The organism is Burkholderia sp. 3C (assembly GCF_054589155.1).
This window is the reverse complement of the sequence record NZ_BAAILN010000044.1, coordinates 458899-480496: the sequence shown is the minus strand read 5'-3', so window position 1 is coordinate 480496 and position 21598 is coordinate 458899. Positions and strand designations below refer to the sequence as shown.

14 protein-coding genes and 2 pseudogenes are annotated in these 21598 nt (G+C 69.0%); 10 read left to right on the top strand and 6 right to left on the bottom strand.

The annotated features are described in order from the left end of the window. Nucleotides 1-122: 122 nt before the first annotated feature. A complete protein-coding gene (locus ACYP33_RS08540) occupies nt 123-1964 on the bottom strand; it encodes a tetratricopeptide repeat protein (RefSeq protein WP_459620960.1) in 1842 nt (613 codons plus the stop codon). Between ACYP33_RS08540 and ACYP33_RS08535 the strand changes: the two are divergent. Both ACYP33_RS08535 and ACYP33_RS08530 read left to right on the top strand, forming a co-directional pair. Further along, nucleotides 1929-3461: pseudogene (locus ACYP33_RS08535) on the top strand (FAD-dependent monooxygenase); the annotation flags it as partial. The gene ACYP33_RS08540 and the pseudogene ACYP33_RS08535 sit on opposite strands and share 36 nt — an antisense overlap. Before the next feature lie 60 nt (nt 3462-3521). Further along, nucleotides 3522-3797, top strand: a pseudogene (locus ACYP33_RS08530) (hypothetical protein); the annotation flags it as partial. 85 nt (nt 3798-3882) lie between these two features. Here ACYP33_RS08530 and ACYP33_RS08525 read toward each other — a convergent pair. From ACYP33_RS08525 to ACYP33_RS08510, 4 genes are read right to left on the bottom strand one after another with little or no spacing between them, the layout of a single operon-like run. After that, nucleotides 3883-4137 (bottom strand): formate dehydrogenase subunit delta, encoded by a 255-nt coding sequence (locus ACYP33_RS08525; protein WP_414450161.1) that lies wholly within the window; start codon nt 4135-4137, stop codon nt 3883-3885. A 13-nt stretch (nt 4138-4150) separates the two neighbouring features. Beyond that, on the bottom strand, nt 4151-7099 hold the full coding sequence (gene fdhF, locus ACYP33_RS08520) for a formate dehydrogenase subunit alpha (protein WP_459620958.1): 2949 nt from the start codon (nt 7097-7099) through the stop codon (nt 4151-4153). A gap of 14 nt (nt 7100-7113) precedes the next feature. Beyond that, on the bottom strand, nt 7114-8691 hold the full coding sequence (locus ACYP33_RS08515) for a formate dehydrogenase beta subunit (RefSeq protein WP_459620957.1): 1578 nt from the start codon (nt 8689-8691) through the stop codon (nt 7114-7116). Beyond that, the gene (locus ACYP33_RS08510; RefSeq protein ID WP_459620955.1) at nt 8688-9158 is read right to left on the bottom strand and encodes an NAD(P)H-dependent oxidoreductase subunit E; all 471 of its coding nucleotides are present in this window, start codon (nt 9156-9158) and stop codon (nt 8688-8690) included. The genes ACYP33_RS08515 and ACYP33_RS08510 overlap by 4 nt, the downstream gene beginning before the upstream one ends. Nucleotides 9159-9286: 128 nt before the next feature. On the opposite strand from ACYP33_RS08510, the gene ACYP33_RS08505 reads away from it, so the two are divergent. From ACYP33_RS08505 to pdeM, 8 genes are all read left to right on the top strand, one after another. Further along, on the top strand, nt 9287-10369 hold the full coding sequence (locus tag ACYP33_RS08505; RefSeq protein WP_414444199.1) for a substrate-binding domain-containing protein: 1083 nt from the start codon (nt 9287-9289) through the stop codon (nt 10367-10369). A gap of 135 nt (nt 10370-10504) precedes the next feature. After that, nucleotides 10505-10771, top strand: coding sequence for a hypothetical protein (locus ACYP33_RS08500; RefSeq protein ID WP_414444200.1), 267 nt, complete (start codon nt 10505-10507; stop codon nt 10769-10771). Between the two features lie 549 nt (nt 10772-11320). Beyond that, a complete protein-coding gene (locus tag ACYP33_RS08495; protein ID WP_414451990.1) occupies nt 11321-12052 on the top strand; it encodes a hypothetical protein in 732 nt (243 codons plus the stop codon). A gap of 356 nt (nt 12053-12408) precedes the next feature. Beyond that, complete coding sequence (locus ACYP33_RS08490; protein WP_459620953.1) at nt 12409-13374, top strand: hypothetical protein; 966 nt, start codon at nt 12409-12411, stop codon at nt 13372-13374. Between the two features lie 386 nt (nt 13375-13760). Then, complete coding sequence (locus ACYP33_RS08485) at nt 13761-15059, top strand: ligase-associated DNA damage response exonuclease (RefSeq protein ID WP_459620951.1); 1299 nt, start codon at nt 13761-13763, stop codon at nt 15057-15059. Further along, nucleotides 15056-16741 (top strand): ATP-dependent DNA ligase, encoded by a 1686-nt coding sequence (locus ACYP33_RS08480; protein WP_459620949.1) that lies wholly within the window; start codon nt 15056-15058, stop codon nt 16739-16741. The genes ACYP33_RS08485 and ACYP33_RS08480 overlap by 4 nt, the downstream gene beginning before the upstream one ends. Next, nucleotides 16738-19623, top strand: coding sequence for a ligase-associated DNA damage response DEXH box helicase (locus ACYP33_RS08475; RefSeq protein ID WP_459620947.1), 2886 nt, complete (start codon nt 16738-16740; stop codon nt 19621-19623). Before ACYP33_RS08480 ends, ACYP33_RS08475 begins: the two co-directional genes overlap by 4 nt. Further along, the gene (gene pdeM / locus ACYP33_RS08470; RefSeq protein WP_459620945.1) at nt 19620-20282 is read left to right on the top strand and encodes a ligase-associated DNA damage response endonuclease PdeM; all 663 of its coding nucleotides are present in this window, start codon (nt 19620-19622) and stop codon (nt 20280-20282) included. Before ACYP33_RS08475 ends, pdeM begins: the two co-directional genes overlap by 4 nt. A 9-nt stretch (nt 20283-20291) precedes the next feature. Here pdeM and ACYP33_RS08465 read toward each other — a convergent pair. Then, nucleotides 20292-21598 (bottom strand): aminotransferase-like domain-containing protein (locus tag ACYP33_RS08465; protein ID WP_459620943.1); only part of this gene is annotated, 1307 nt, incomplete at its 5' end.

Below are 21598 nucleotides of genomic sequence, written 5' to 3'. Positions count from 1 at the left end.
GGGCCGCGGCCCGCTGCGACTGAACCCGACAAGAGAAGGGAGCGCCGAGGCGCTCCCTTTTTCGTTGTGCGTGTTCGTTGTGCATACGGCTGGCCGGATCTTGCCCGGCACGACGACGCCCCTCAACCGGCCGCGACGCTCGCGGCCACGGCGGCGACCACCGGCGCCCAATCGCCCGGCGACGGCTGGCGGAACAGATTCGCGCGCCGATACCACGGACTGTCGCTACCCGTGAACCAGCGCCAGTCGGCCGCGAACGCGAGCATCAGCCAGAGCGGCTTGCCGAGCGCGCCGGTCAGGTGGGCGACGGCGGTGTCGATCGACACGACGCCGTCGAGACGGTCGATCAGTGCGGCGGTGGCGGCGAAATCGTCGAGGCCGTCGACGGTGCGGATGCGGGCGCGCTGCGGATGCGCATCGAGCGCGGCGCGATCGGCCGGCGACAGATCGGGCTGCAGCACGATCCAGTCGATACCGGGAATGTCGAACAGCGGTGCGAGCGCGGCGAGCGGTGCGGCGCGGTTTTCCTGCACCTGACGCCGCCCCGACCAGACGATGCCGAGCTTGCGCCGCGACTGCCCGCCGAGCGAGCCGCGAAAGCGTCGCCGCGCGGCGTCGGGCACCCTCAGATATGACGTGGGGGCCGGAATCTCGTCGAAACCGAGGCCGAGCGCATAGGGCAGGCTCAACAGCGAGCACGCCAGATCGGCTTCGATACGCTGCCGCCCCTGCGCGACGACCGATACGCGCCAGGGCTTCGCGAGCGGTTCGATCAGCGGCAGCAGCTCCGGCTGCACTTCGAGCACGAGCCGCGCGCAGCGCTCGCGTGCGAGCGGCACGAAGCGCACGAACTGCAGCGTGTCGCCGAAGCCCTGCTCGGCGCGCACGAGCAGCGTGCGCGAGGCGATCGGTTCGCCACGCCAGCGCGGCAGCGCACCGGCGTCGGACACCCCGGGCAGCGCGTGGCGCGCTTCGTACTCGGGCAGGCCGCGCGCGAAATCGCGCAGCGTCAGCAGCGTGACGGCGCGATGCATGCGCGCCAGCGTGTGATCGGGCGCGAGCCGCAGCGCCTGATCGAACGCGCGCAACGCCAGCTCGTGCGCCCCGAGTGCATGGTGCGCGGTGCCCAGATTGAGCCACGCGGGCACCAGCGACGGATCGAGGCCCACGGCGCGCTCGTAGCGCGTGCGCGCCTCGCCATGACGGCCGAGCGCAGCCAACGCATTGCCGAGGCCGAGCAGCGCGAGCGGGAACGCCGGATGCAACGCGAGCACGGCTTCGAACGCACGGATGGCCTCGTCGTGGCGGCCGATCGCGTCGAGCGTGTTGCCGAGGTTGAAGTGGGCGGCGGCGAAGCCCGGCTCGGCGTCGAGCGCGGCGCGGAAATGCGCCAGCGCCTCGTCGGCCTGGCCGAGCGCGGCCAGCGCCATCCCGAGATTGTTGTGCGCGCCTGCATGGCCCGGGCGAAGCGCCAGCGCACGGCGGAACGCGGCGAACGCTTCGTCGTGACGGCCGAGCGCGTTCAGTGCATTGCCGAGGTTGTTGTGGATCGACGCGTCGCCGGGCGAGAGCCGCAGCGCACGTTCGAACGCGTCGGCGGCATCCTCGTGGCGTTCCTGGGCGGCATAGGCGTTGCCCAGGTTGTAGTGGGCGAGCGAGAAATCCGGCGCGAGCGTCAGCGCGTTGCGGAACCGGTCGATGGCGTCGTCGATGCGGCCCAGCGCGCGCAGCGCGTTGCCGAGGTTCAGGTGCAACGCAGCATCGTTCGGGCGCAAGGCGACCGCGCGGCCGACCAGATCGGCTGCTTCCTGGTTCTGTCCCTGCTGATGTCGCAATACGCCGAACAGATGCAGTGCATCGGCATCGGACGGATTGGCGACGAGTGCGGCGCGGTAGTCGCGCTCGGCCTCCATGAGGCGGCCGGCCCGGTGCGCCGCGAACGCGCGATCGAAAACGGATTCCATGACGCAAAGCTGGCGAGAAAGACGCATTTTCCCATACCGCACGTCGTGCTTGTCCATTTCGGCCATTCGGCCTATGGATGACGTGCGGCGGCCGGCGTAGACTGATTCCCGTCTTGGATCGCGGAGGTCGACATGCTTGCCGTTCCGCTGGATATCGCCCCGGTGCTGATCGTCGGTGCCGGCCCCACCGGCCTGGCCGCCGCGCTTGCGCTGGCCCGTGCCAAGGTGCCCGTGCGCCTCATCGATCAGGCCATGCAGCCGGCCTGCCATTCGCGCGCCATCGGCATTCAGGCGCGCACGCTCGAACTGTTCGAGCAGCACCGTATCGTCGAGCCGTTTCTCGCACGAGGCCATCGTGCCCGCGTCGCGCATCTGCATTCGGAAGGGCGGTGCATCGCCGAGCTCGATTTCGATCCGCTGCAAACGCGCTATCCGTATCTGCTGATGCTCGACCAGACGGATACCGAACGCATCCTCGCCGAGCACCTCGCATCGTTCGGGGTGCTGATCGAGCGCGGTGTCAGGCTGGTGTGTATCCGGCAGGACGGCGGCAGCGTGCAGGCCATGTTGCAGCGTGAGGGTGGCGGCGAGGAAAGCGTCGAGCCGTCGTATGTGGTCGCGGCCGACGGCGCGCACAGCACGCTGCGGCATCTGCTCGGCTCCGGGTTCGCCGGTCAGGCCTTCGAGCAAACCTTCCTGCTGGCCGATGTGGCGGCCGAGCCGGGCTGGCCCGATGACGAAATCCGCCTGTACGCCACCCACGAAGGGTTGGCCGGCATGCTGCCGCTCGGCCAGGGGCGCTACCGGATCGTGGCCGACCGGCCGCCGCCCGATGCGCAGGGCGCGGAAGGCGAGGGCGCGAGCGCGCCGTCGCTCGACCTCTGCCGCGCGATCGTGCGCACGCGCATCGACGCACGGCTGACGATCGACGATCTCGCGTGGTCCTCGTACTTCCACCTGCACAGCCGCATGATCGAACGCCTGCGTATCGGCCGCGTGCTGTTCGCGGGGGATGCCGCGCACGTGCACAGCCCGGCCGGCGCGCAGGGCATGAATACCGGCATCCAGGAGGCGTTCAATCTCGGCTGGAAGCTCGCGCGCGTGCTGACGGGCGGTGCGCCCGAGGGGCTGCTCGACACGTATCACGCCGAGCGCCATCCGATCGAGCGCGACGTGTTGCGGCAAACCAGCTTCATCACGCAGGTCGTGGAGGCCGATCACGGGCCGCTGAAGCTGTTGCGCGAGCATGTGGTACCGGTGCTGGCCTCGCTCGGGCCGGTGCGCGACGCGCTGCGCCGCTCGGTCAGCGAGCTGGCCGTGCAGTACCGCAAAAGCTCGCTCACGCTCGAACGCGTGCTCGACGGCGGCCCGCGCGCCGGCGAACGCGCGCCCGATGCGCTGCTGCATGTGCTCGACGGGCCGCTCGGCCAGGCGCCCGGCGTGGCGCGGCTGTTCGATCTGCACGATCCGGCGCACTTCACGTTGCTGCTGATCGAGGCGGACGGCGCTTCATCAGCGGCCGAAGCCGCGGAGCATAAAGTGAACGGTAGCGCCGAGCCGCATGGCGACGGCCCGGCGCTCGCGGCCGCGCTCGACCGTCTGATGCCGGGCGCGATCCGCACCTGGCGCGTGACCGATGCCGGCAGCACAGGCGAGGACGGCGCACCGCCGCTCGGCGATGCCTATGGCCACACGCGCGGCTGCTTCTATTTGCTGAGGCCCGACGGCTATCTGGCGGCGCGCGGGCGCAGCGCTTCCGACGGCCATGCGCTGCTCAGGCACTGCGAGACGTGGTTTGCCGCGGTGAACCGGGGGCTGAGGCCGGCGCAGTGAGCGCGGCTGGGGGCAATTGAAATAGCGGAAAGGGTAGGTATGCCGGGCGGCAGCGGCAATGCAATCCGCCGCCACCCGGTATCCGTCACACCGCCGGCGAGGTCGCCGGTTCGAGCGCGGTGCGATGCTTGACGAGCGCCTCGCGCACGATCGGCTCGATCGAGAGGAACGCTTCGCCCTCCGGTTCGTCGAGCGTGGCGAGCAGCGTGCGGCGCATGCGCGGTTCCCAGAAGCGCCGGATGTGATCGGCGATGCCGTCGATGGCTTCGGGGCGATCGGGCATCGAACCGAAGAACGTGCCGATCTGGTTGGCCATCGTGATCAGGTTGTCGACTTTCATCGTGCGTGGCGCCTTACTTGCCCGAGCCGGCCGGCACGGCCGCTTCGCGCTGTTGCAGCAGGTCGATCTGCTCGGCATTGAAGCGCGAATACTGGCGCTGCCATTCCGAGGGCTGCGTGACCGGCAACACCTGCACCGCCGTCACCTTGTACTCGGGGCAGTTGGTCGCCCAGTCCGAGCTGTCGGTCGTGATCACGTTCGCACCCGATTCCGGGAAGTGGAACGTGGTGTACACCACGCCCGGCTGCATCCGGTCGGACACCAGCGCGCGCAGCACCGTCTGCCCCGAGCGCGATTCGATGCCGACCCAGTCGCCCGTGTGGATGCCGCGTTCCTCGGCGTCGTGCGGGTGAATTTCGAGCCGGTCCTCGTCGTGCCAGTGGACGTTCTCGGTGCGGCGCGTCTGCGCGCCCACGTTGTACTGCGAGAGGATCCGGCCGGTGGTCAGGATCAACGGGTAGCGGGTGTTGACCTTTTCCGGCGAGGCCACGAACTGCGTGATCACGAAGCGGCCCTTGCCGCGCACGAAACTGTCGATGTGCATGGTCGGCGTGCCTTCGGGCGCCGCGTCGTTGCACGGCCACTGGATGCTGCCGAGCCGGTCGAGCTTTTCGTACGACACGCCCGAGAAGGTCGGCGTGAGCGCGGCGATCTCGTCCATGATTTCCGACGGATGCGCATAGTCCATCTCGTAGCCGAGCGCGCGGGCCAGCTTCAGGGTCACTTCCCAGTCGGCATAGCCGGCCAGCGGCGGCATCACGCGGCGTACGCGCGAGATGCGGCGTTCGGCGTTGGTGAACGTGCCGTCCTTTTCGAGGAAGGTCGCGCCGGGCAGCAGCACGTGGGCGTACTTCGCGGTTTCGTTCAGGAAGATGTCCTGCACGACGATGCATTCCATCGACGACAGCGCGGCGGCCACGTGTTGCGTGTTCGGGTCCGACTGGACGATGTCCTCGCCCTGGCAGTACAGGCCCTTGAAGCTGCCGTCGAGCGCGGCCTCGAACATGTTCGGGATGCGCAGGCCCGGTTCGGGCTGCAGCGTGGCCGACCAGGCGGCCTCGAATTGCGCACGCACGGTTGAGTCGCTGATATGACGGTAGCCGGGCAGCTCGTGCGGAAACGAGCCCATGTCGCACGAGCCCTGCACGTTGTTCTGGCCGCGCAGCGGGTTCACGCCCACGCCTTCGCGGCCCACGTTGCCGGTGGCCATCGCGAGGTTCGCGATGCCCATCACCATCGTCGAGCCCTGCGCGTGTTCAGTCACGCCGAGGCCGTAGTAGATCGCGGCGTTGCCGCCCGTGGCGTAGAGCCGCGCGGCCATGCGAACCTGCTCGGCCGGCACGCCGGTGATCGCCTCGTTCGCTTCCGGCGAATTCTCCTCGCGGGCGGCGAACGCGCGCCAATCCTCGAACGCGCGCGTCTCGCAGCGCTCGGCGATATAGGCGGCGTCGAACAGTTGCTCGGTGACGATCACGTGCGCCAGCGAGTTGATCATCGCGACGTTGGTGCCGGGGCGCAGTTGCAGGTGATGCTGGGCCTTTATGTGCGCGCTGTCGACGATGTCGATGCGGCGCGGGTCGATCACCACGAGCTTCGCGCCTTCGCGAATGCGGCGTTTCAGGCGCGAGCCGAACACCGGGTGGCCGTCGGTCGGGTTGGCGCCGATCACCACCACCACGTCGGCCTTCGCGACCGAGGCGAAGGTCTGCGTGCCGGCCGATTCGCCGAGCGTCGTCTTCAGGCCATAGCCGGTCGGCGAGTGGCACACGCGCGCGCAGGTGTCGACGTTGTTGTTGCCGAACGCGGCGCGCACCAGCTTCTGCACGAGGTAGGTTTCCTCGTTGGTGCAGCGCGACGACGTAATGCCGCCGATCGAATCGCGGCCGTATTTTTCCTGCAGCTTGCGGAATTGCGAGGCCGCGTAGTTCAGCGCCTCGTCCCAGCTCACTTCGCGCCACGGGTCGGTGATCTTCTCGCGGATCATCGGTTTCGTGATGCGGTCCTTGTGGGTGGCGTAGCCCCAGGCGAAGCGGCCCTTCACGCAGGCGTGGCCTTCGTTGGCGAGGCCGTTCTTGTGCGGCGTCATGCGCACCACCTGCGAGCCCTTCATCTCGGCCTTGAACGAGCAGCCCACGCCGCAATAGGCGCAGGTCGTCACCACCGAGTGCTCGGCCTGGCCGAGGAACGTCACGCTCTTTTCCTGCAGCGTTGCGGTCGGGCAGGCGGCCACGCAGGCGCCGCACGACACGCACTCCGATTCCATGAACGACTGGCTTTCGCCCGCCGACACGCGCGACTCGAAGCCGCGGCCCGAGATCGTCAGCGCGAACGTGCCCTGGGTTTCCTCGCAGGCGCGCACGCAGCGGTTGCAGACGATGCACTTCGACGGGTCGTAGCTGAAGTACGGGTTCGATTCGTCTTTCTTGGCCTTGAGGTGGTTGTCGCCGTCGAAGCCGTAGCGCACTTCGCGCAGGCCCACCACGCCGGCCATGTCCTGCAGTTCGCAGTCGCCGTTGGCGGGGCAGGTCAGGCAGTCGAGCGGGTGATCGGAGATGTACAGCTCCATCACGTTGCGGCGCAGGTCTTGCAGACGGTTGCTTTGCGTGCGCACCTTCATGCCGGCTTCGGCCGGCGTGGTGCACGACGCGGGGGTGCCGCGGCGGCCTTCGATTTCGACCAGGCAGAGCCGGCACGAGCCGAACGGTTCGAGCGAATCGGTGGCGCACAGCTTCGGCACGTGCACGCCGGCCTCGATCGCCGCGCGCATCACCGAGGTGCCGGCCGGCACCGTGACGGCCTGGCCGTCGATTTCGAGCGTGATGTCGGTATCGGCGTGCCGGAACGGCGTGCCGTAGTCGGTATCGTCGAACGGGTCGCGGCGTTGAGCGGCGCTCTTGCAGGCGCAGTTGCCGGAACCGCAGCCGCCCGCGGGGGCGGAGGAATCGAATGCTTGGGTGGACATGGTTGAGTCTCCTGTCAGGCCGCGGCCTTGGCGGCCGGGGTCGCGGCGCCGGCGAGGCCGAAATCTTCGGGGAAGTGATCGAGGGCCGAGATCACCGGGTAGGGCGTCATGCCGCCCATCGCACACAGCGAACCGGCCATCATCGTGTCGCAGAGGTCGCGCAGCAGGCGCACCTGCCGCTCGGACGTATCGCCGTTGCGGATTCGCGCGATCGTTTCGACGCCGCGCGTCGAGCCGATCCGGCACGGCGTGCACTTGCCGCACGATTCGTGGACGCAGAACTGCATCGCGTATTGGGCGAGGTCGGCCAGGTTCGAGGTGTCGTCGTGCAGCACGATGCCGCCGTGACCCACCACGGCGCCCACTGCCGCATAGGCTTCGTAGTCGAGCGGGATATCCCACTGATGCTCGGGCAGGTAGGTGCCGAGCGGGCCGCCCACCTGGGCCGCGCGCGCCGGCCGGCCGCTGGCCGTGCCGCCGCCGAAATCGAACAGCAGCTCGCGCAGCGTCACGCCGAACGCCAGCTCGACGAGGCCGCCCTGGCGGATGTTGCCGGCCAGTTGGAACGGCAGCGTGCCGCGCGAACGGCCCATGCCGTAGTCGCGGTAGAACGCCGCGCCGCGCGCGAAGATGATCGGCGTGGTGGCGAGCGTGATGACGTTGTTGATGACGGTCGGCTGGCCGTGCAGGCCTTGCAGCGCGGGCAGCGGCGGCTTCGCGCGCACCACGCCGCGCTTGCCTTCGAGCGATTCGAGCAGGGCGGTTTCCTCGCCACACACGTAGGCGCCGGCGCCCTTGGCCACGGCCAGCTCGAACGCGTGGCCGGAGCCGAGCACGCTGTCGCCGAGCCAGCCGGCCGCGCGGGCGCGCCCGATCGCTTCGTCGAGCGCGGCGATCGCGTGCGGGTATTCGCTGCGCACGTAGATATGGCCCTGCGTCGCGCCGGTCACGATGCCGGCGATGATCATCCCTTCGATCAGGCAGTACGGGTCGCTCTCCATCACGAGGCGGTCCGAGAACGTGCCCGAATCGCCTTCGTCGGCATTGCAGACGATGTACTTCTGCGCCGCCTTGGCCTGACGCACCGTGCGCCATTTGATGCCGGCCGGGAACGCCGCGCCGCCACGGCCGCGCAGGCCCGATTCGATCAGCTCCTCGCATGCGGCCGCGCCGTCGAGCGTCAGCGCGCGGCGCAGGCCGTCGAGGCCGCCGTGCGCGACGTAATCGTCGATCGACAGCGGATCGGTGATGCCGATGCGCGCGAAGGTCAGGCGTTGCTGCTTCTTCAGGTAGGGCAGGTCGTCGACCACGCCGACGTGCGACGGATGTGCGCCGCCTTCGAGCCAGCCGGCGTCGAACAGCGAGCCCACATCGCGTGCCGATAGATTCGCGTAGCCGACGCGGCCCGCTTCGGTCGCCACTTCCACGAGCGGTTCGAGCCAGAGCAGGCCGCGCGAGCCGTTGCGGACCAGTTCGATCGCCACGCCGCGCGCGGCGGCTTCGGCGGCAATCGCACGGGCCAGCGCCTCGGCGCCCATCGCCAGCGCGGCGGAATCGCGCGGCACGTAAATGCGGACGGGGGCTTGGCTCATGCCGGCTCCTTCGTGGTGGCTTCGGCGAGCAGCGCGTCGAAACGCGCCGGCGTCATGCGCGCGTGCGGTTCGTCGTTGATCATGGCGGCGGGCGATTGGGCGCAGAATCCGAGGCAATAGACGGATTCGAGCGCGACGTCGCCGTGATGCTCGCCGTCGATGCGGCAGCCGGTGCGCGTCTGGGCGTGCGCGACCAGCGCTTCGCCGCCGAGGCTGCGACACGCTTCGGCGCGGCACAGCTGGATCGTCACGCGCGCGGGCGGCGTGGTGTGGAAGTGGTGGTAGTAGGTCAGCACGCCGTGAACTTCGGCGCGCGACAGGTTCAGGGCTTTCGCGAGCAGCGGCACGCAGCCTTCCGGCACGTAGCCGGCTTCATCCTGAATGGCGTGCAGGATCGCGACGAGAGATTGACCGGCGCGCGCATGTCGCGAGACAAGCGCGTCCGCTGAAACGGGGGATGGGGACATCCGTGCTCCTCCAGGTCCTATATGCTCGGCTGTTTCATATGGCCGGGCACTGGCGCTGTTGTTTGATCAGGTGGGAAAGACAATATGCCGTTAGAATCCAGGTCGCAATAAGAGACGAGGTTGCATAAATGATTCGAGTCGAATGCGACACCCATCTGATCGTGCGCGACAGCGAGGGGCGTACCGCCAGCCTGTCCGACGTGGTGCCGTTGCTGGAACTGGTGGCCAGCACGGGCAGCATCGCCCAGGCGGCCGAGGCCAAGGGGCTGTCCTACCGTCACGCCTGGGGTTTGCTGCGGGCGCTGGAAGCGTGCGTCGGCGGCGCGCTGATCGAAACGGCCCGCGGCAAGGGCACCACGCTGTCCGAGCTGGGCGCGGCCGTGGTCGGGGCGCAGCGGTTGGTGGGCGAGCGGCTGGGCGGGAACTTGCGGGCGCTCGCGGCCGAGGTGGCCAGCGAACTGAACCGGCGGCTGACCCAGCACCCGGGGGCGCTGCGCATCCACGCCTCGCATGGCTATGCGGTGGCGGCGCTGGTCTCGTCGCTGGTCGACGGCCATGCGCAGGTGGACATCAAGTACCGCGAAAGCGTCGAGGCCGTGAAGGCGCTGGCGCGCGGCGAATGCGATCTGGCCGGTTTTCACCTGCCGCGCGGCATGTTCCGCGAGAACTGCGCGCAGATCTATCGGCCGTGGCTCGACGATTCGCGCCATGTGCTGATTCATCTGACGCGCCGCAAACAGGGCTTGTTCATCCCGCGCGGCAATCCGAAGGGCGTGGTGGGCCTGGCCGACCTGGCGCGCGACGACGTGCGCTTCGTCAACCGCCAGCCCGGTTCCGGCACGCGGATGCTGCTCGATCTGGCGCTGCGCGAGATCGGCGTCGATCCGGAGCGGATCAACGGCTACGCGTCGGCGGAACTGACCCACTCGGCGATCGCGGCCTTCGTCGCGAGCGGGATGGCCGATCTCGGTTTCGGCGTCGAGCCGGCCGCGCATCACTTCGGCCTCGCGTTCATTCCGGTGGTGGACGAGGATTACTACTTCGCCTGCGAGCAGGGCCGGCTCGGCGAGCCGCCGCTGGCCGATGCGCTGTCGCTGCTGCGCGACGAGCCTTACCGCGAGACGGTCGCTCGCCTCGACGGCTATGACCCGGCCGCCTGTGGCGCATTGCTGTCGGTGGCTGACGGCCTGTCGGGCGCGACTTCGGTCTGAACCCGGGCCGCGCGCCGAAACCGCCGGTAATCAAGAATCAGGCGCGGCCGGTGCACGCCGCGCCCATTTGCGCTACATTTTTCATTTAGCCAACGATCACCAGCCCACGCGCCGCCAACCCGGTGCCCAGACGTCATGAAACTCCTCGCCAATCTCGCCGCCGTCGCCGTGACGGCCGGTGTGCTGTCCGCCGTCGCCTCGCTCGCCTTCGCGCAGAATTCCCCCGGCGTGCCGGGCGGCATCCTGACCGATCAGTTTCATTTCAACGAACATCCGCAGATGCAGTTCGCGGCCTCCGCGCCGTCGAAGAAGTACCAGTCGGGCAAGCGCACGGAAGCGCGCAAGAAGGGCGACATGGGCGACCCGAACGGCTGCAACCTGCAGTGCCCGCAGGACAATTGACCGGGCGGGTGTACCGGTTCTGATGCGCGCGGGCCAGGTTCCTGGCTGCACGCAGCGTCGAGACGCCGTTTGGACGCGTCTCGGCGAATCTCCTCGTTGTTCAGTCTTTCCCTCTTCCTGTTCGCGATAATCCGCATTTCATCCCGATTTGTCGTCTGTGGCGAACGAATAAATCGATCGGGTGGCATAGGGTATCGATTTCCAGTTTCTAAATAGATCATTCCCGTGATGCGCCGGCGGCGAGCCATGAGCGATTTATTGGTCCGGGCGTTTTCGGTATCATTGCGATGCTTGAAAAATCGCAATGGGCGAGCGTTTGCACCCGCGAAAATAACATTCTCGAACCGTGAGAGACCAATGAAAACGATTCAATTTGCCGTCGCAGCGTTGTTCGCCGCGATGTTGCTTGCCGGCTGTGACAAAAGCCCCCCGCCTTCCGCCGGATCGTCTCAGCCTGCTGCCAGCCCGGTTGCGAGTGCTGGCCCGGTATCCGATTCCACGGCGCCCGCGCCGGTCGTGCAACCGGCGCCGCCTTCGCATAATTACGCGGTGAATCAGGATGGAACCTATGGATATGAGCCGGCTTTAAGCGAAGACGATATTCGCGCCGGCAAAGCCACCAAGGCACTCGTCATGATGCGTTACGTCGGTTTGAAGAATGGCAACTATGTCGTGCTGATTCTCGACAACGACAATCCGAACGTGGCGAGTCGTGTCAGCTGCCAGGCGCCTTGTAACTTCGCTAAGTCCGAGTTGATTTCGGGTGATTCGGTTTTTAAAACCGAAACGCTGCGGGTGGCGCCGAATTCATTGATCGGTGCAATGATCGAGGACGCGATGGCGGGGCAACTGACGCCGTTCGGCCAGCAGGTTCCGACGATGCCCCAGCCCGTCAACGCGGCCCCGGCACCGGCGCAGGCCTCCACGCCGGTGATCTCACAAGCACCGCCGGCACAGCCCGCCCCTGATACGCCAGACGCGGGTTCGCTCCAGCAAACGAGCTTCGATTGCTCGAAGTCGAAATCGATTCCCGAGTATCTCGTGTGTCATGACGCGGATCTTGCCGCGTCCGATCGGGATCTCGCCGGGATCTACCAGCAGGCGAAGGACGCCGTAACGGACAAGACGGCGTTTGCCGAGCGTGCGCGCAAGCAGTGGAATTTCCGCGAAAAGAACTGCCGGGACAAGGCTTGCTTGGTGTCCTGGTACGCCTATCAGAAGCGCGTCTTGACCAAGGTCGCGCAGACCGGTGACGCCAACGCCCAGGACGACAGCAACTGACACGAGGAAGCGGCGGCGGGGGCGGTCGCTGTTCCGATCGGTTGTGTGGGCCGTGCATTTTCGCCAATGCGGACGTTTGCCATGCTTGCCTGCCCGGTTTTCCCGGCCGGGTTGCAGGCCTCGCGATGTCCGCGCTGCTCACCGTTCCTCCCGGTTTTCCGTCTCGCCACTCGCACCGTTCCGACATGAATTCGTCACGAATTCATTCGTTCCGATGCGGAAAATCCGCATGTCTTGCATCATTCCGGAAATTTTCGCGCGGTGCTTCGCTTCGGCGTACATCGGTTCCGCTGGCCGGTGACGCGCCTTTTGGGCTGGTCGTAGGCTCGTGGCGATACCACGCTCCGGAGTTCGATATGTCTTTCGAGATCAACAGCGCCAGCACCAACAGTTGCAATGGCCTGGGTTCGTTGGGCGGCGCCAATTCGTCGGTGCAAAGCCAGATCATCCAGATGATCCAGCAACTCGAGAACGCGATCCATCAATTGCTCGCGCGCATCGGCAGCGGTGACGACAACAATGCCGGCGGCAGCCCGTCGGGCGCCGGGAGTGGTTCGGGCGGCGGGATGCCGCAACTCGATGCACAGCAACCGACCGCCACGGGCGGCGGCGCACCGGCCGCGGCGGCCACGCCGAGCGCTGGCGCGGGCACGCCGTCGACCGATGCCGGTTCGGGCACCTCGGCGGCGGCCGCATCGTCGAACGGTACGCCGGCCGCGGCGGCCGACGACGCCAGCACCGGCTCGTCAGGCTCGTCAGGCTCGTCGGGCGCGGCACCGGGCGCCGCGGGCATCAGCAACAACGCAGGCGGTGTGCCGCAGGCCGCCGCGACGAGCGGCGTCAGCCCCGATTCGGTCAAGGTCGTCAACACCGGCACCGGCGACGACAAGACCTTCAACGTCACCAACGACACGAACCGGCCGGAGTCGTTCACGTACTCGGTCCAGGGCCAGAACAAGGGCACCATCACGCTGCAGCCCGGCCAGACGGGCAGCTTCAAGGCCAGCTCGGCCGACATCGGCGTGCGCATCTCGCCGTCGGACGCGAACGGCAACACCAAGCCGAACGAAGTGCTGTACGAAGACGGCGGCGCCGACAACGGCCAGGGCACGGGGGCGGGCAACCCCGACATCAGCAAGGTCGACGGCAACAAGGACTTTGGCGGCAACGCCAGCAACATGACCGTCACGATGTCGGACGGCGGCAAGGCGGGCGACGGCGATGCGATCCACGCCTACGCCTACTCGACCGACGACGCGGCCTCGATGGGCCTCGCCGGCAACACCAGCAAGACCGCCAACATCGTGATGTCGAACGCCTGAGCCTCATCACTGCCCGGGGCCGAACGGCCTCGGGCGAGCGCAACGATTTCACCCCGTCGGGTTCGGCCCGGCGGGGTGAAATCGTTTTGGGGCGGCGAATCCGATGTGCGGCATCGCCCGGCGCATTGGCCGAAGCGATGGTAGGTTTTTACGTCGAGCCGGTTGCGATGGCGGCAGCGGCGAGCGAGCCTGGCCCCGGCACGCGATGCGGCCCCGCGCAGCCCCACGCTCGCCCTTGCGGCGGTGCGCTGCGTGAAGCCGAGGCGCGACAAGGCCCGCCAGCCGTGGCGTTTCGTCCGATCTGGCGCGAGCCGGCGGCCCGATTTTGGCGGGAACGAATCTGGCTCGCTCTCGATGTGATTCCACCCCGACGACCCTGGAGACGCGTGGATCTCTCTTCCGACCTGATCGTCGCCCGCCCCGAGGGGCTGTATTGCCCGGCCGGCGATTTCTACATCGACCCGTGGCGGCCCGTCGAACGCGCCGTCATCACGCATGCGCATGCGGATCACGCGCGTAGCGGGCATCGCCGCTATCTGGCTGCGCAGCCGGGCGTGGGCGTGCTGCGCTCGCGACTGCCCGATATCGACGTGCAAGCGCTGCCCTACGGCGAGACGCTGACGATCGGCGACGCGCGCGTGTCGCTGCATCCGGCCGGCCACGTGCTCGGCTCGGCGCAGGTGCGTGTCGAGCAGGCGGGGCGCGTGTGGGTGGCGTCCGGCGATTACAAGATCGAGCCCGATCCGACTTGCGCGCCGTTCGAACCGGTGCGCTGCGACACGTTCATCACCGAATCGACGTTCGGCCTGCCGATCTACCGCTGGGAGCCGGCCGCGGCGATCTTCGCGGGCATCGACGCGTGGTGGCGCCATAACGCCGCCGAAGGCCGCGCCTCGGTGCTGTTCTGCTACGCGTTCGGCAAGGCGCAGCGCGTGCTGGCCGGCATCGATCGCGGCATCGGCCCGATCTTCTGCCACGGTGCGGTCGAGCCGCTGAACCGTGCGTACCGGGAGGCGGGCGTCGATCTGCCCGACACGCGGCTCGTCAGCGAGATCCCCGCACGCGACAAGGCCGCGTTTCGCGGCGCGTTGATCGTCGCGCCGCCGTCCGCGCAGGGCAGCGCGTGGATGCGCCGCTTCGGCGACTACAGCGACGCATTCGCCTCGGGCTGGATGCGGTTGCGGGGCACGCGGCGGCGGCGCGGCGTCGATCGCGGCTTCGTGCTGTCCGATCACGCCGACTGGCCCGGGCTGCTGCACGCGATCGGCGCGACGCAAGCCGGGCGTGTGATCGTCACGCACGGCCAGATCGAGCCGATGGTGCGCTGGCTCAACGAGCAGGGGCTGGAGGCCGGCGCGTTCTCGACCGAGTATGGCGACGAGGCGGCCGAGGCGGAGGGTGCGGCTGCGCAGTTGTCTTCGCAGCCGCTGCCGTCGCAATCTGCGTCCGTGATCGGCAGCGACTCGGAGCCCGAGTCGCAAGGCGCAACGAAATCCGCTTCGCAAGGCGAGCCGCACGCCGAATCGCACGCCGAATCGCACGCCGAATCGCACGCCGAATCGCACGCCGAATCAAAATTTGCTTCGCAATCCGAACCGCAAGGCGAATTGAAATCCGCTTCGCAAGCCGACCCGCAACCCGCCCCTGTCGAGCATGCCGCGCCTTCACCGAGCCCCCGCCGATGAAACGCTTCGCGACGCTCTACGCCGCGCTCGACGCGACCACCTCCACCCACGTCAAGCTCGACGCGCTGGTCGCCTATTTCTCGGCCGCCGCGCCCGAGGACGCCGCTTGGGCCGCGTATTTCCTGGCTGGCGGCAAGCCGCGCCAATCGGTGCCGACACGCCTGCTCGCCGACTGCGCACGCGAGCGCGCCGGGCTGTCCGACTGGCTGTTCGAGGAGTCGTACCAGGCCGTCGGCGATCTGGCCGAAACCATCGCGCACGTGTTGCCGCCCGCCACGCGCGAATCGTCGCTCGGCCTTGCGCAATGGATCGAGACGCGCGTGCTGACGCTGCGCGGCATCGAGCCGGATGTCTTGCGCGCACGCCTCGTCGGTTACTGGGACGAGCTGAACTGGAACGAGCGCTTCCTGCTGACCAAGCTGATCGGCGGCGGCTTTCGCGTCGGCGTGTCGCGGCAGCTCGTGGTGCGTGCGCTTGCGGCGGTGGCGGGTGTCGATCACAAGCGGATCGCGCAGCGCATGGTCGGCTGGACCGATTCGCGACAGGCGCCCGACGCCGCGCGCTACCTGCGCCTGATCGCGCCCGAAGCCGAGGAGGGCGACGCCGCCGCGCCGCACGAAAGCGATCTCGGCCTGCCGTATCCGTTCTTCCTCGCGCATCCGTTGCAGGCCGATCCCGCCACGCTCGGCCCGATCGGCGATTGGCTCGTCGAATGGAAATGGGATGGCATCCGCGCGCAGCTCGTCAAGCGGGCGGGGCGCGTGTGGATCTGGTCGCGCGGCGAGGATCTGCTCACCGAACGCTTCCCCGAACTCGTCGCGCTCGGCGAGGCGCTGCCCGACGGCACCGTGATCGACGGCGAGATCCTTGCGTGGGAGCCGGGCGCGGCCACGCCGTTGCCATTCGCGCGCTTGCAACCTCGCATCACGCGCAAGACGCTGACCAAGCGCATCCTGGCCGATTCGCCGGCCGCGCTGCGCGCCTACGATCTGCTCGAATTGAACGGGCGCGACCTGCGCACCACGCCGCTCGTCGAGCGGCGCGCGCAACTGGAGGCGCTGGCGCGTGCGCTGTCCGCACCGAAGGCCGACGGTGTTGCCGATGCCGACGCCGTGCTGCGCCTCTCGCCGCAAGTCGTCGCGCCCGATTGGTCCGCGCTGGCCGCATTGCGCGAGGAAAGCCGCGTGCGCGGCGTCGAGGGGCTGATGCTAAAGGAGCGCGCGTCGAGCTACGGCGTCGGGCGCACCAAGGCGTCGGGCACCTGGTGGAAGTGGAAGACGGACCCGTACGCGATCGACGCCGTGCTGCTCTACGCGCAACGCGGCCACGGCCGGCGCGCGAGCCTGTACACCGACTTCACGTTCGCGGTGTGGGACGAGGCCGACGGCCAGCGCACGCTGGTGCCGTTCGCGAAGGCCTATTCGGGGCTGACCGACGAGGAGATGCGCCAGGTCGACGCGATCGTGCGGCGCACCACCATCGAAAAATTCGGTCCGGTGCGCAGCGTCACGCCGTCGTTGGTGTTCGAGATCGGCTTCGAGGGCATTCAGGCGAGCCCGCGGCACAAGTCGGGCATTGCGGTGCGGTTTCCGCGCATGTTGCGCTGGCGCACCGACAAATCGATCGATGACGCCGATACGCTCGACATGCTGAAAGGCTTCCTCGACGAGGTGCCGGCATGAGCGACGCTCAGGAGCGTATCGAACCGGGCAGCGGGGCTGCCGCCCAGGCTGCGGAGGCTGCCGAGCCGAGCAAGCCGAGCAAGCCGAGCAAGCCGAGCAAGCCGAGCAAGCCGAGCAAGCCGAGCAAGCCGAGCAAGCCGAGCAAGCCGAGCAAGCCGACCGAACCGACCGAACCGACCGAACCGACCGAACCGACCGAACCGACCGAACCGACCGAACCGATCACGCCGCCCCGCCGTGGCGCGCCGCGTGCACGCGCGATTCCGCGCACGCGCGCTGCACAGGCGCAGCACGACGCAGCCATCGCCGAAGCGTTTCATCCAACGCCGTTCGCGCCCGATGCCGCACGCGCCGCCACGCCGATCGACGAACGCATCGCCGCGTGGTTCGCCGCGCAGCGCCGTGAGCCGTTCGATTTCCAGCGCCAGATCTGGCGCGAGATCGCCCGCGGCGCGAGCGGCGTGTTGCATGCGACGACGGGCGCAGGCAAGACGTGGGCCGTCTGGATCGGCGCGCTGGCCGCGTTCGGCGGCAACCCGGCTGCCAAGGTCAACTCGGCTACCCCGTCAGGCACCCGCCGCGCCACGCTGCCCGCGCCGCTCACGGTGCTCTGGATCACGCCGATGCGTGCGCTCGCGGCCGACAGCGCCCGCGCGTTGCAAGCCGCCGTGATCGATCTGTCGGTGCCCTGGACGGTCGGCCTGCGCACCGGCGACACGCCGTCCGCCGAACGCGCGCGGCAGGACCGGCGCATGCCGTCCGCGCTCGTCACCACGCCCGAGAGCCTGTCGCTGCTGCTGAGCCGCGCCAACGCACGCGACACGCTCGCGCACCTGCGGCTGGTGGTGGTCGACGAATGGCACGAACTGCTCGGCGGCAAGCGCGGCACGCAAACCCAGCTCGCGCTCGCGCGGCTCGCCGCATGGCGGCCCGAGCTGCAGGTCTGGGGGCTGTCCGCGACGCTCGGCAACCTGCCGCTCGCCTGCGACGCGCTGCTGCACCCGGTGCGCACGCCGCGCGTGGTGGTGCGCGGCGCGGTGCCGAAGCGGCTGGTGGTCGATACGCTGATCCCCGATACCATCGAGCGCTTTCCGTGGGGCGGCCATCTCGGCACGCGCCAGGTCGGCGCGGTCGCCGACGCGATCGACGCGGTCGCCGACGCGATCGACGCGGTCGCGAGCGCGCTGGTGTTCACGAACACGCGCGCGCAGGCCGAACTCTGGTATCTGGCGCTGCTCGAACAGCGGCCCGATTGGGCCGGGCTGATCGCGCTGCATCACGGCTCGCTCGACAGGCAGGTGCGCGACTGGGTCGAACTCGGCCTGAAGGCGGGCCGGCTGAAGGCGGTGGTGTGCACGTCGAGCCTCGATCTCGGCGTCGATTTCCTGCCGGTCGATCGGGTGTTCCAGATCGGTTCGCCGAAGGGCGTCGCGCGCCTCATGCAGCGCGCCGGCCGCTCGGGCCACGCACCGGGCCGCACGTCGCGCGTGACTATCGTGCCGACCCACGCGCTCGAACTGGTCGAGGCCGCCGCCGCACGCGAGGCGATCGGCGAGGGGCGCATCGAGGCGCGCGAGATGCCGGTGAAACCGCTCGACGTGCTGGTCCAGCATCTCGTGACGGTGGCGATCGGCGGCGGCTTCACGCGCGACGCGATGCTGGCCGAGGTGCGCAGCGCCTACGCATACCGCGACCTGAGCGACGCCGAGTTCGACTGGGCGCTCGCGTTCGTGGAGCGCGGCGGCGGCTCGCTCGGCGCGTATCCCGACTATCACCGCGTGGCGGCCGATGACGACGGCGTCTACCGCGTGCCGCGCGACGAACTCGTGCGCCGCCATCGCAACAACATCGGCACGATCGTCGGCAACGCGACGATGCAGGTCGCGTTCCTGTCGGGCGGACGGATCGGTGCGATGGAGGAAGCGTTCGTGTCGCGGCTGAAGCCGGGCGACGTGTTCATGTTCGGCGGCCGCGCGCTCGAACTGGTGCGCGTGCGCGACATGACCGCATACGTGAAGCGCGCCACGTCCACGCGCGGCGCGCTGCCGCAATGGGCCGGCAGCCGGATGCCGCTGTCGTCCGAGCTGGCCGACGCGGCGCTCGTGATGCTCGCCCGTGCCGGCGACGGCATCTACGACGAGCCGGAGATGCGCGCGGTGCGGCCGCTGCTCGAATTGCAGGCGAACTGGTCGGCGTTGCCGGCGCCCGGTGTGCTGGTGGCCGAAGCGATCCGCACGCGCGAGGGCCATCACTTCTTCTGCTATCCGTTCGCCGGCCGCACCGCGCATGTCGGGCTCGGTTCGCTGATCGCGTGGCGCGTCGCGCGCGAGCGGCCGAGCACGTTCTCGATCTCGATGAACGATTACGGCTTCGAGCTGCTGTCCGCGCAGCCGTTCGACTGGCGCGCGCTGATCGACGGCGGCCTGTTCTCCACCGACGACCTGGCGCACGACATCCTCGCGAGCCTGAACGCGTCGGAGCTGTCGGCGCGGCGTTTTCGCGAGATCGCGCGCGTTTCGGGGCTGGTGTTCCAGGGGCATCCGGGGCAGCAGAAGAGCGCCCGGCAATTGCAGGCGTCGAGCGGTTTGTTCTACGAAGTATTTCGCAAGCACGACAGCGGCAATCTGCTGCTCGCGCAGGCCGACGAGGAGGTGCGGGTGCAGGAACTCGAACTGGGCCGGATGCGCGCCGCGCTCGAACGGATGGGCGCGAGCCGGCTGGCGTTGAGCACACCGAAGAAACCGACGCCGTTCGCGTTCCCGCTGATCGTCGGGCGGTTGCGCGAGAAGGTGACGACCGAGACGCTCGCCGAGCGCGTCGCGCGGATGCTCGCCGATCTGGAAAAGGCCGCCTCGCGCGGCGCACGCGGAGGCGGGCCATGAAGGCCGACGCGCTGACCATCGACCTGCACGGCCACGCGCTCGTGCTGACCGCGCAACGGGCCGCGTTCGATCCGGCGCGCGGCTGCCTGTTCGTGGCCGATGCGCATCTCGGCAAGGACGCCGTGTTTCGCGCGCGCGGCATTCCGGTGCCGGCCGGCTCGACCAACGAAACCTTCGCGCGACTCGATCGGCTGATCGCCACCTATCTGCCCGAGACGATCGTGTTTCTCGGCGATCTGCTGCACGCGCGCGAATCGCATGCCGACGACATGCTGACGCCGCTGCGTGCCTGGCGGCGCGCGCATCGCGGCTTGCGGCTCGTGCTGGTGGAGGGCAATCACGACCGGCACGCGGGCGAACTCGCGGCGGAGTTCGAGGTGGAAACGGTGGCCGGCCCGTATCGGCTCGGGCCGTGGGCGCTGTGCCATCACCCGCGGGAAGTCGATGGCGCCTATGCGCTGGCCGGCCACGAGCACCCGATGCTGCGCCTGTCGGGACGCGGCGATCATGCGCGGCTGCCGTGCTTCCGGTTCGGTGAGCGGCTCGGCGTGCTGCCGGCGTTCGGCGCGTTTACTGGTGGCTACGACATCGGCACGGCGCGCTCGCGCGACCGGCTCTACGTGATCGGCGGTGATCGCGTGTTTCGCGTCGGGCCTTGAGGCGTTGCGCTATACGGCGACGAGGTCCGCCGCAAGCGCGCCGAGCCGGGCGATCGCGCGCTCCAGCTCGGGGCGCCAGCGGTAACCGGCATTGACGCGCAGGCAGTCGTCGAACGCGCCGTCGATGCCGAACAGGTGCCCGGGCGCCACGCCGATCCCTTCGGCACGCGCCCGCTCGAACAACGCACGTGTGCTGGGCTTGCGCGCGCCGTGTCCCGGCAATTGCACCCACAGCACGAACCCGCCGGCCGGCTCGCTGACGCTCGTGCCCGCCGGGAAGTGCCCCAGGATCGCCTCGCGCAAGCTGTGCTGCTGCGACTGGAGGGCCGCCTTGAGCCGCCGCAGGTGCAGCGCATAACCGCCGCTCGCGAGCAGGTCGGCCACCACGGCCTGCTGCAATTCGGCGGTGGCCATGCTCGTCGTGAACTTGAGCGCCTTGACGCGCTCGGTGTAGCGGCCGGCCGCGATCCAGCCAAGCCGCAGGCCGGGGCACAGGCTCTTCGAGAAGCCGCCGCACAACAGCACGTTGCCGGCCGTGTCGAACGCGCGCACCGGGCGAGGCCGCGTATTGCCGAAGCAGACGTCGCCGAAGATGTCGTCCTCGATCAGCGGGATGCCGCGCACGGCCAGCAGGTCGACCAGCGCGCGCTTGGCGGCGTCCGGCGCGACGCTGCCGACCGGGTTGTTGCCGTTCGCGATGGTGACTACCGCCTTGACCGGCGCGCGGTCGAGCGCCTCGGCCAGTGCGGCCAGATCCATGCCGTCGCGCGGCGCGCACGGGATCGGCAGCACGGTCAGTTCGAGTGCGCGCAGCATCTGCAGCAGTCCGAAGTAGGTCGGCGATTCGACCGCCACCACGTCGCCGGGCCGCGTGACCGCGCGCAGCGCGAGGTTCATCGCCTCGACGCAGCCGTTCGTGACGATCAGTTCGTCCGGGTCGAGCTCGCACGCGTATTGCATCGCCTGGCGCGCGATCCCGCGGCGCAGTTCGGGGTAGCCGGTGCCGCGCACGTAGGCGCCGAGCAGGTCCTGGTGGCGATACGCGAGGCGGCGCAGCAGCACGCCGAAGCGCTCGACCGGATACAGCGAGGGCTCGCCGGCCGCCAGATCGAGCTGGAATTCGCACGGCGCGCCGACCATCGCCAGGTGGTCGCGCGCCTGGGCGTCGAGTTCCGGCAGCGGCGCGGCCCAGCGTGTGGCGCGGATGACATCGGCGGCGGGCGTGGCCACGTAATAACCCGAGCGCGGCCGCGCGCGGATCGCGCCCTCGGCTTCGAGCCAGCGCAGCGCTTGCAGGGCGGTCGTCACGCTGACGC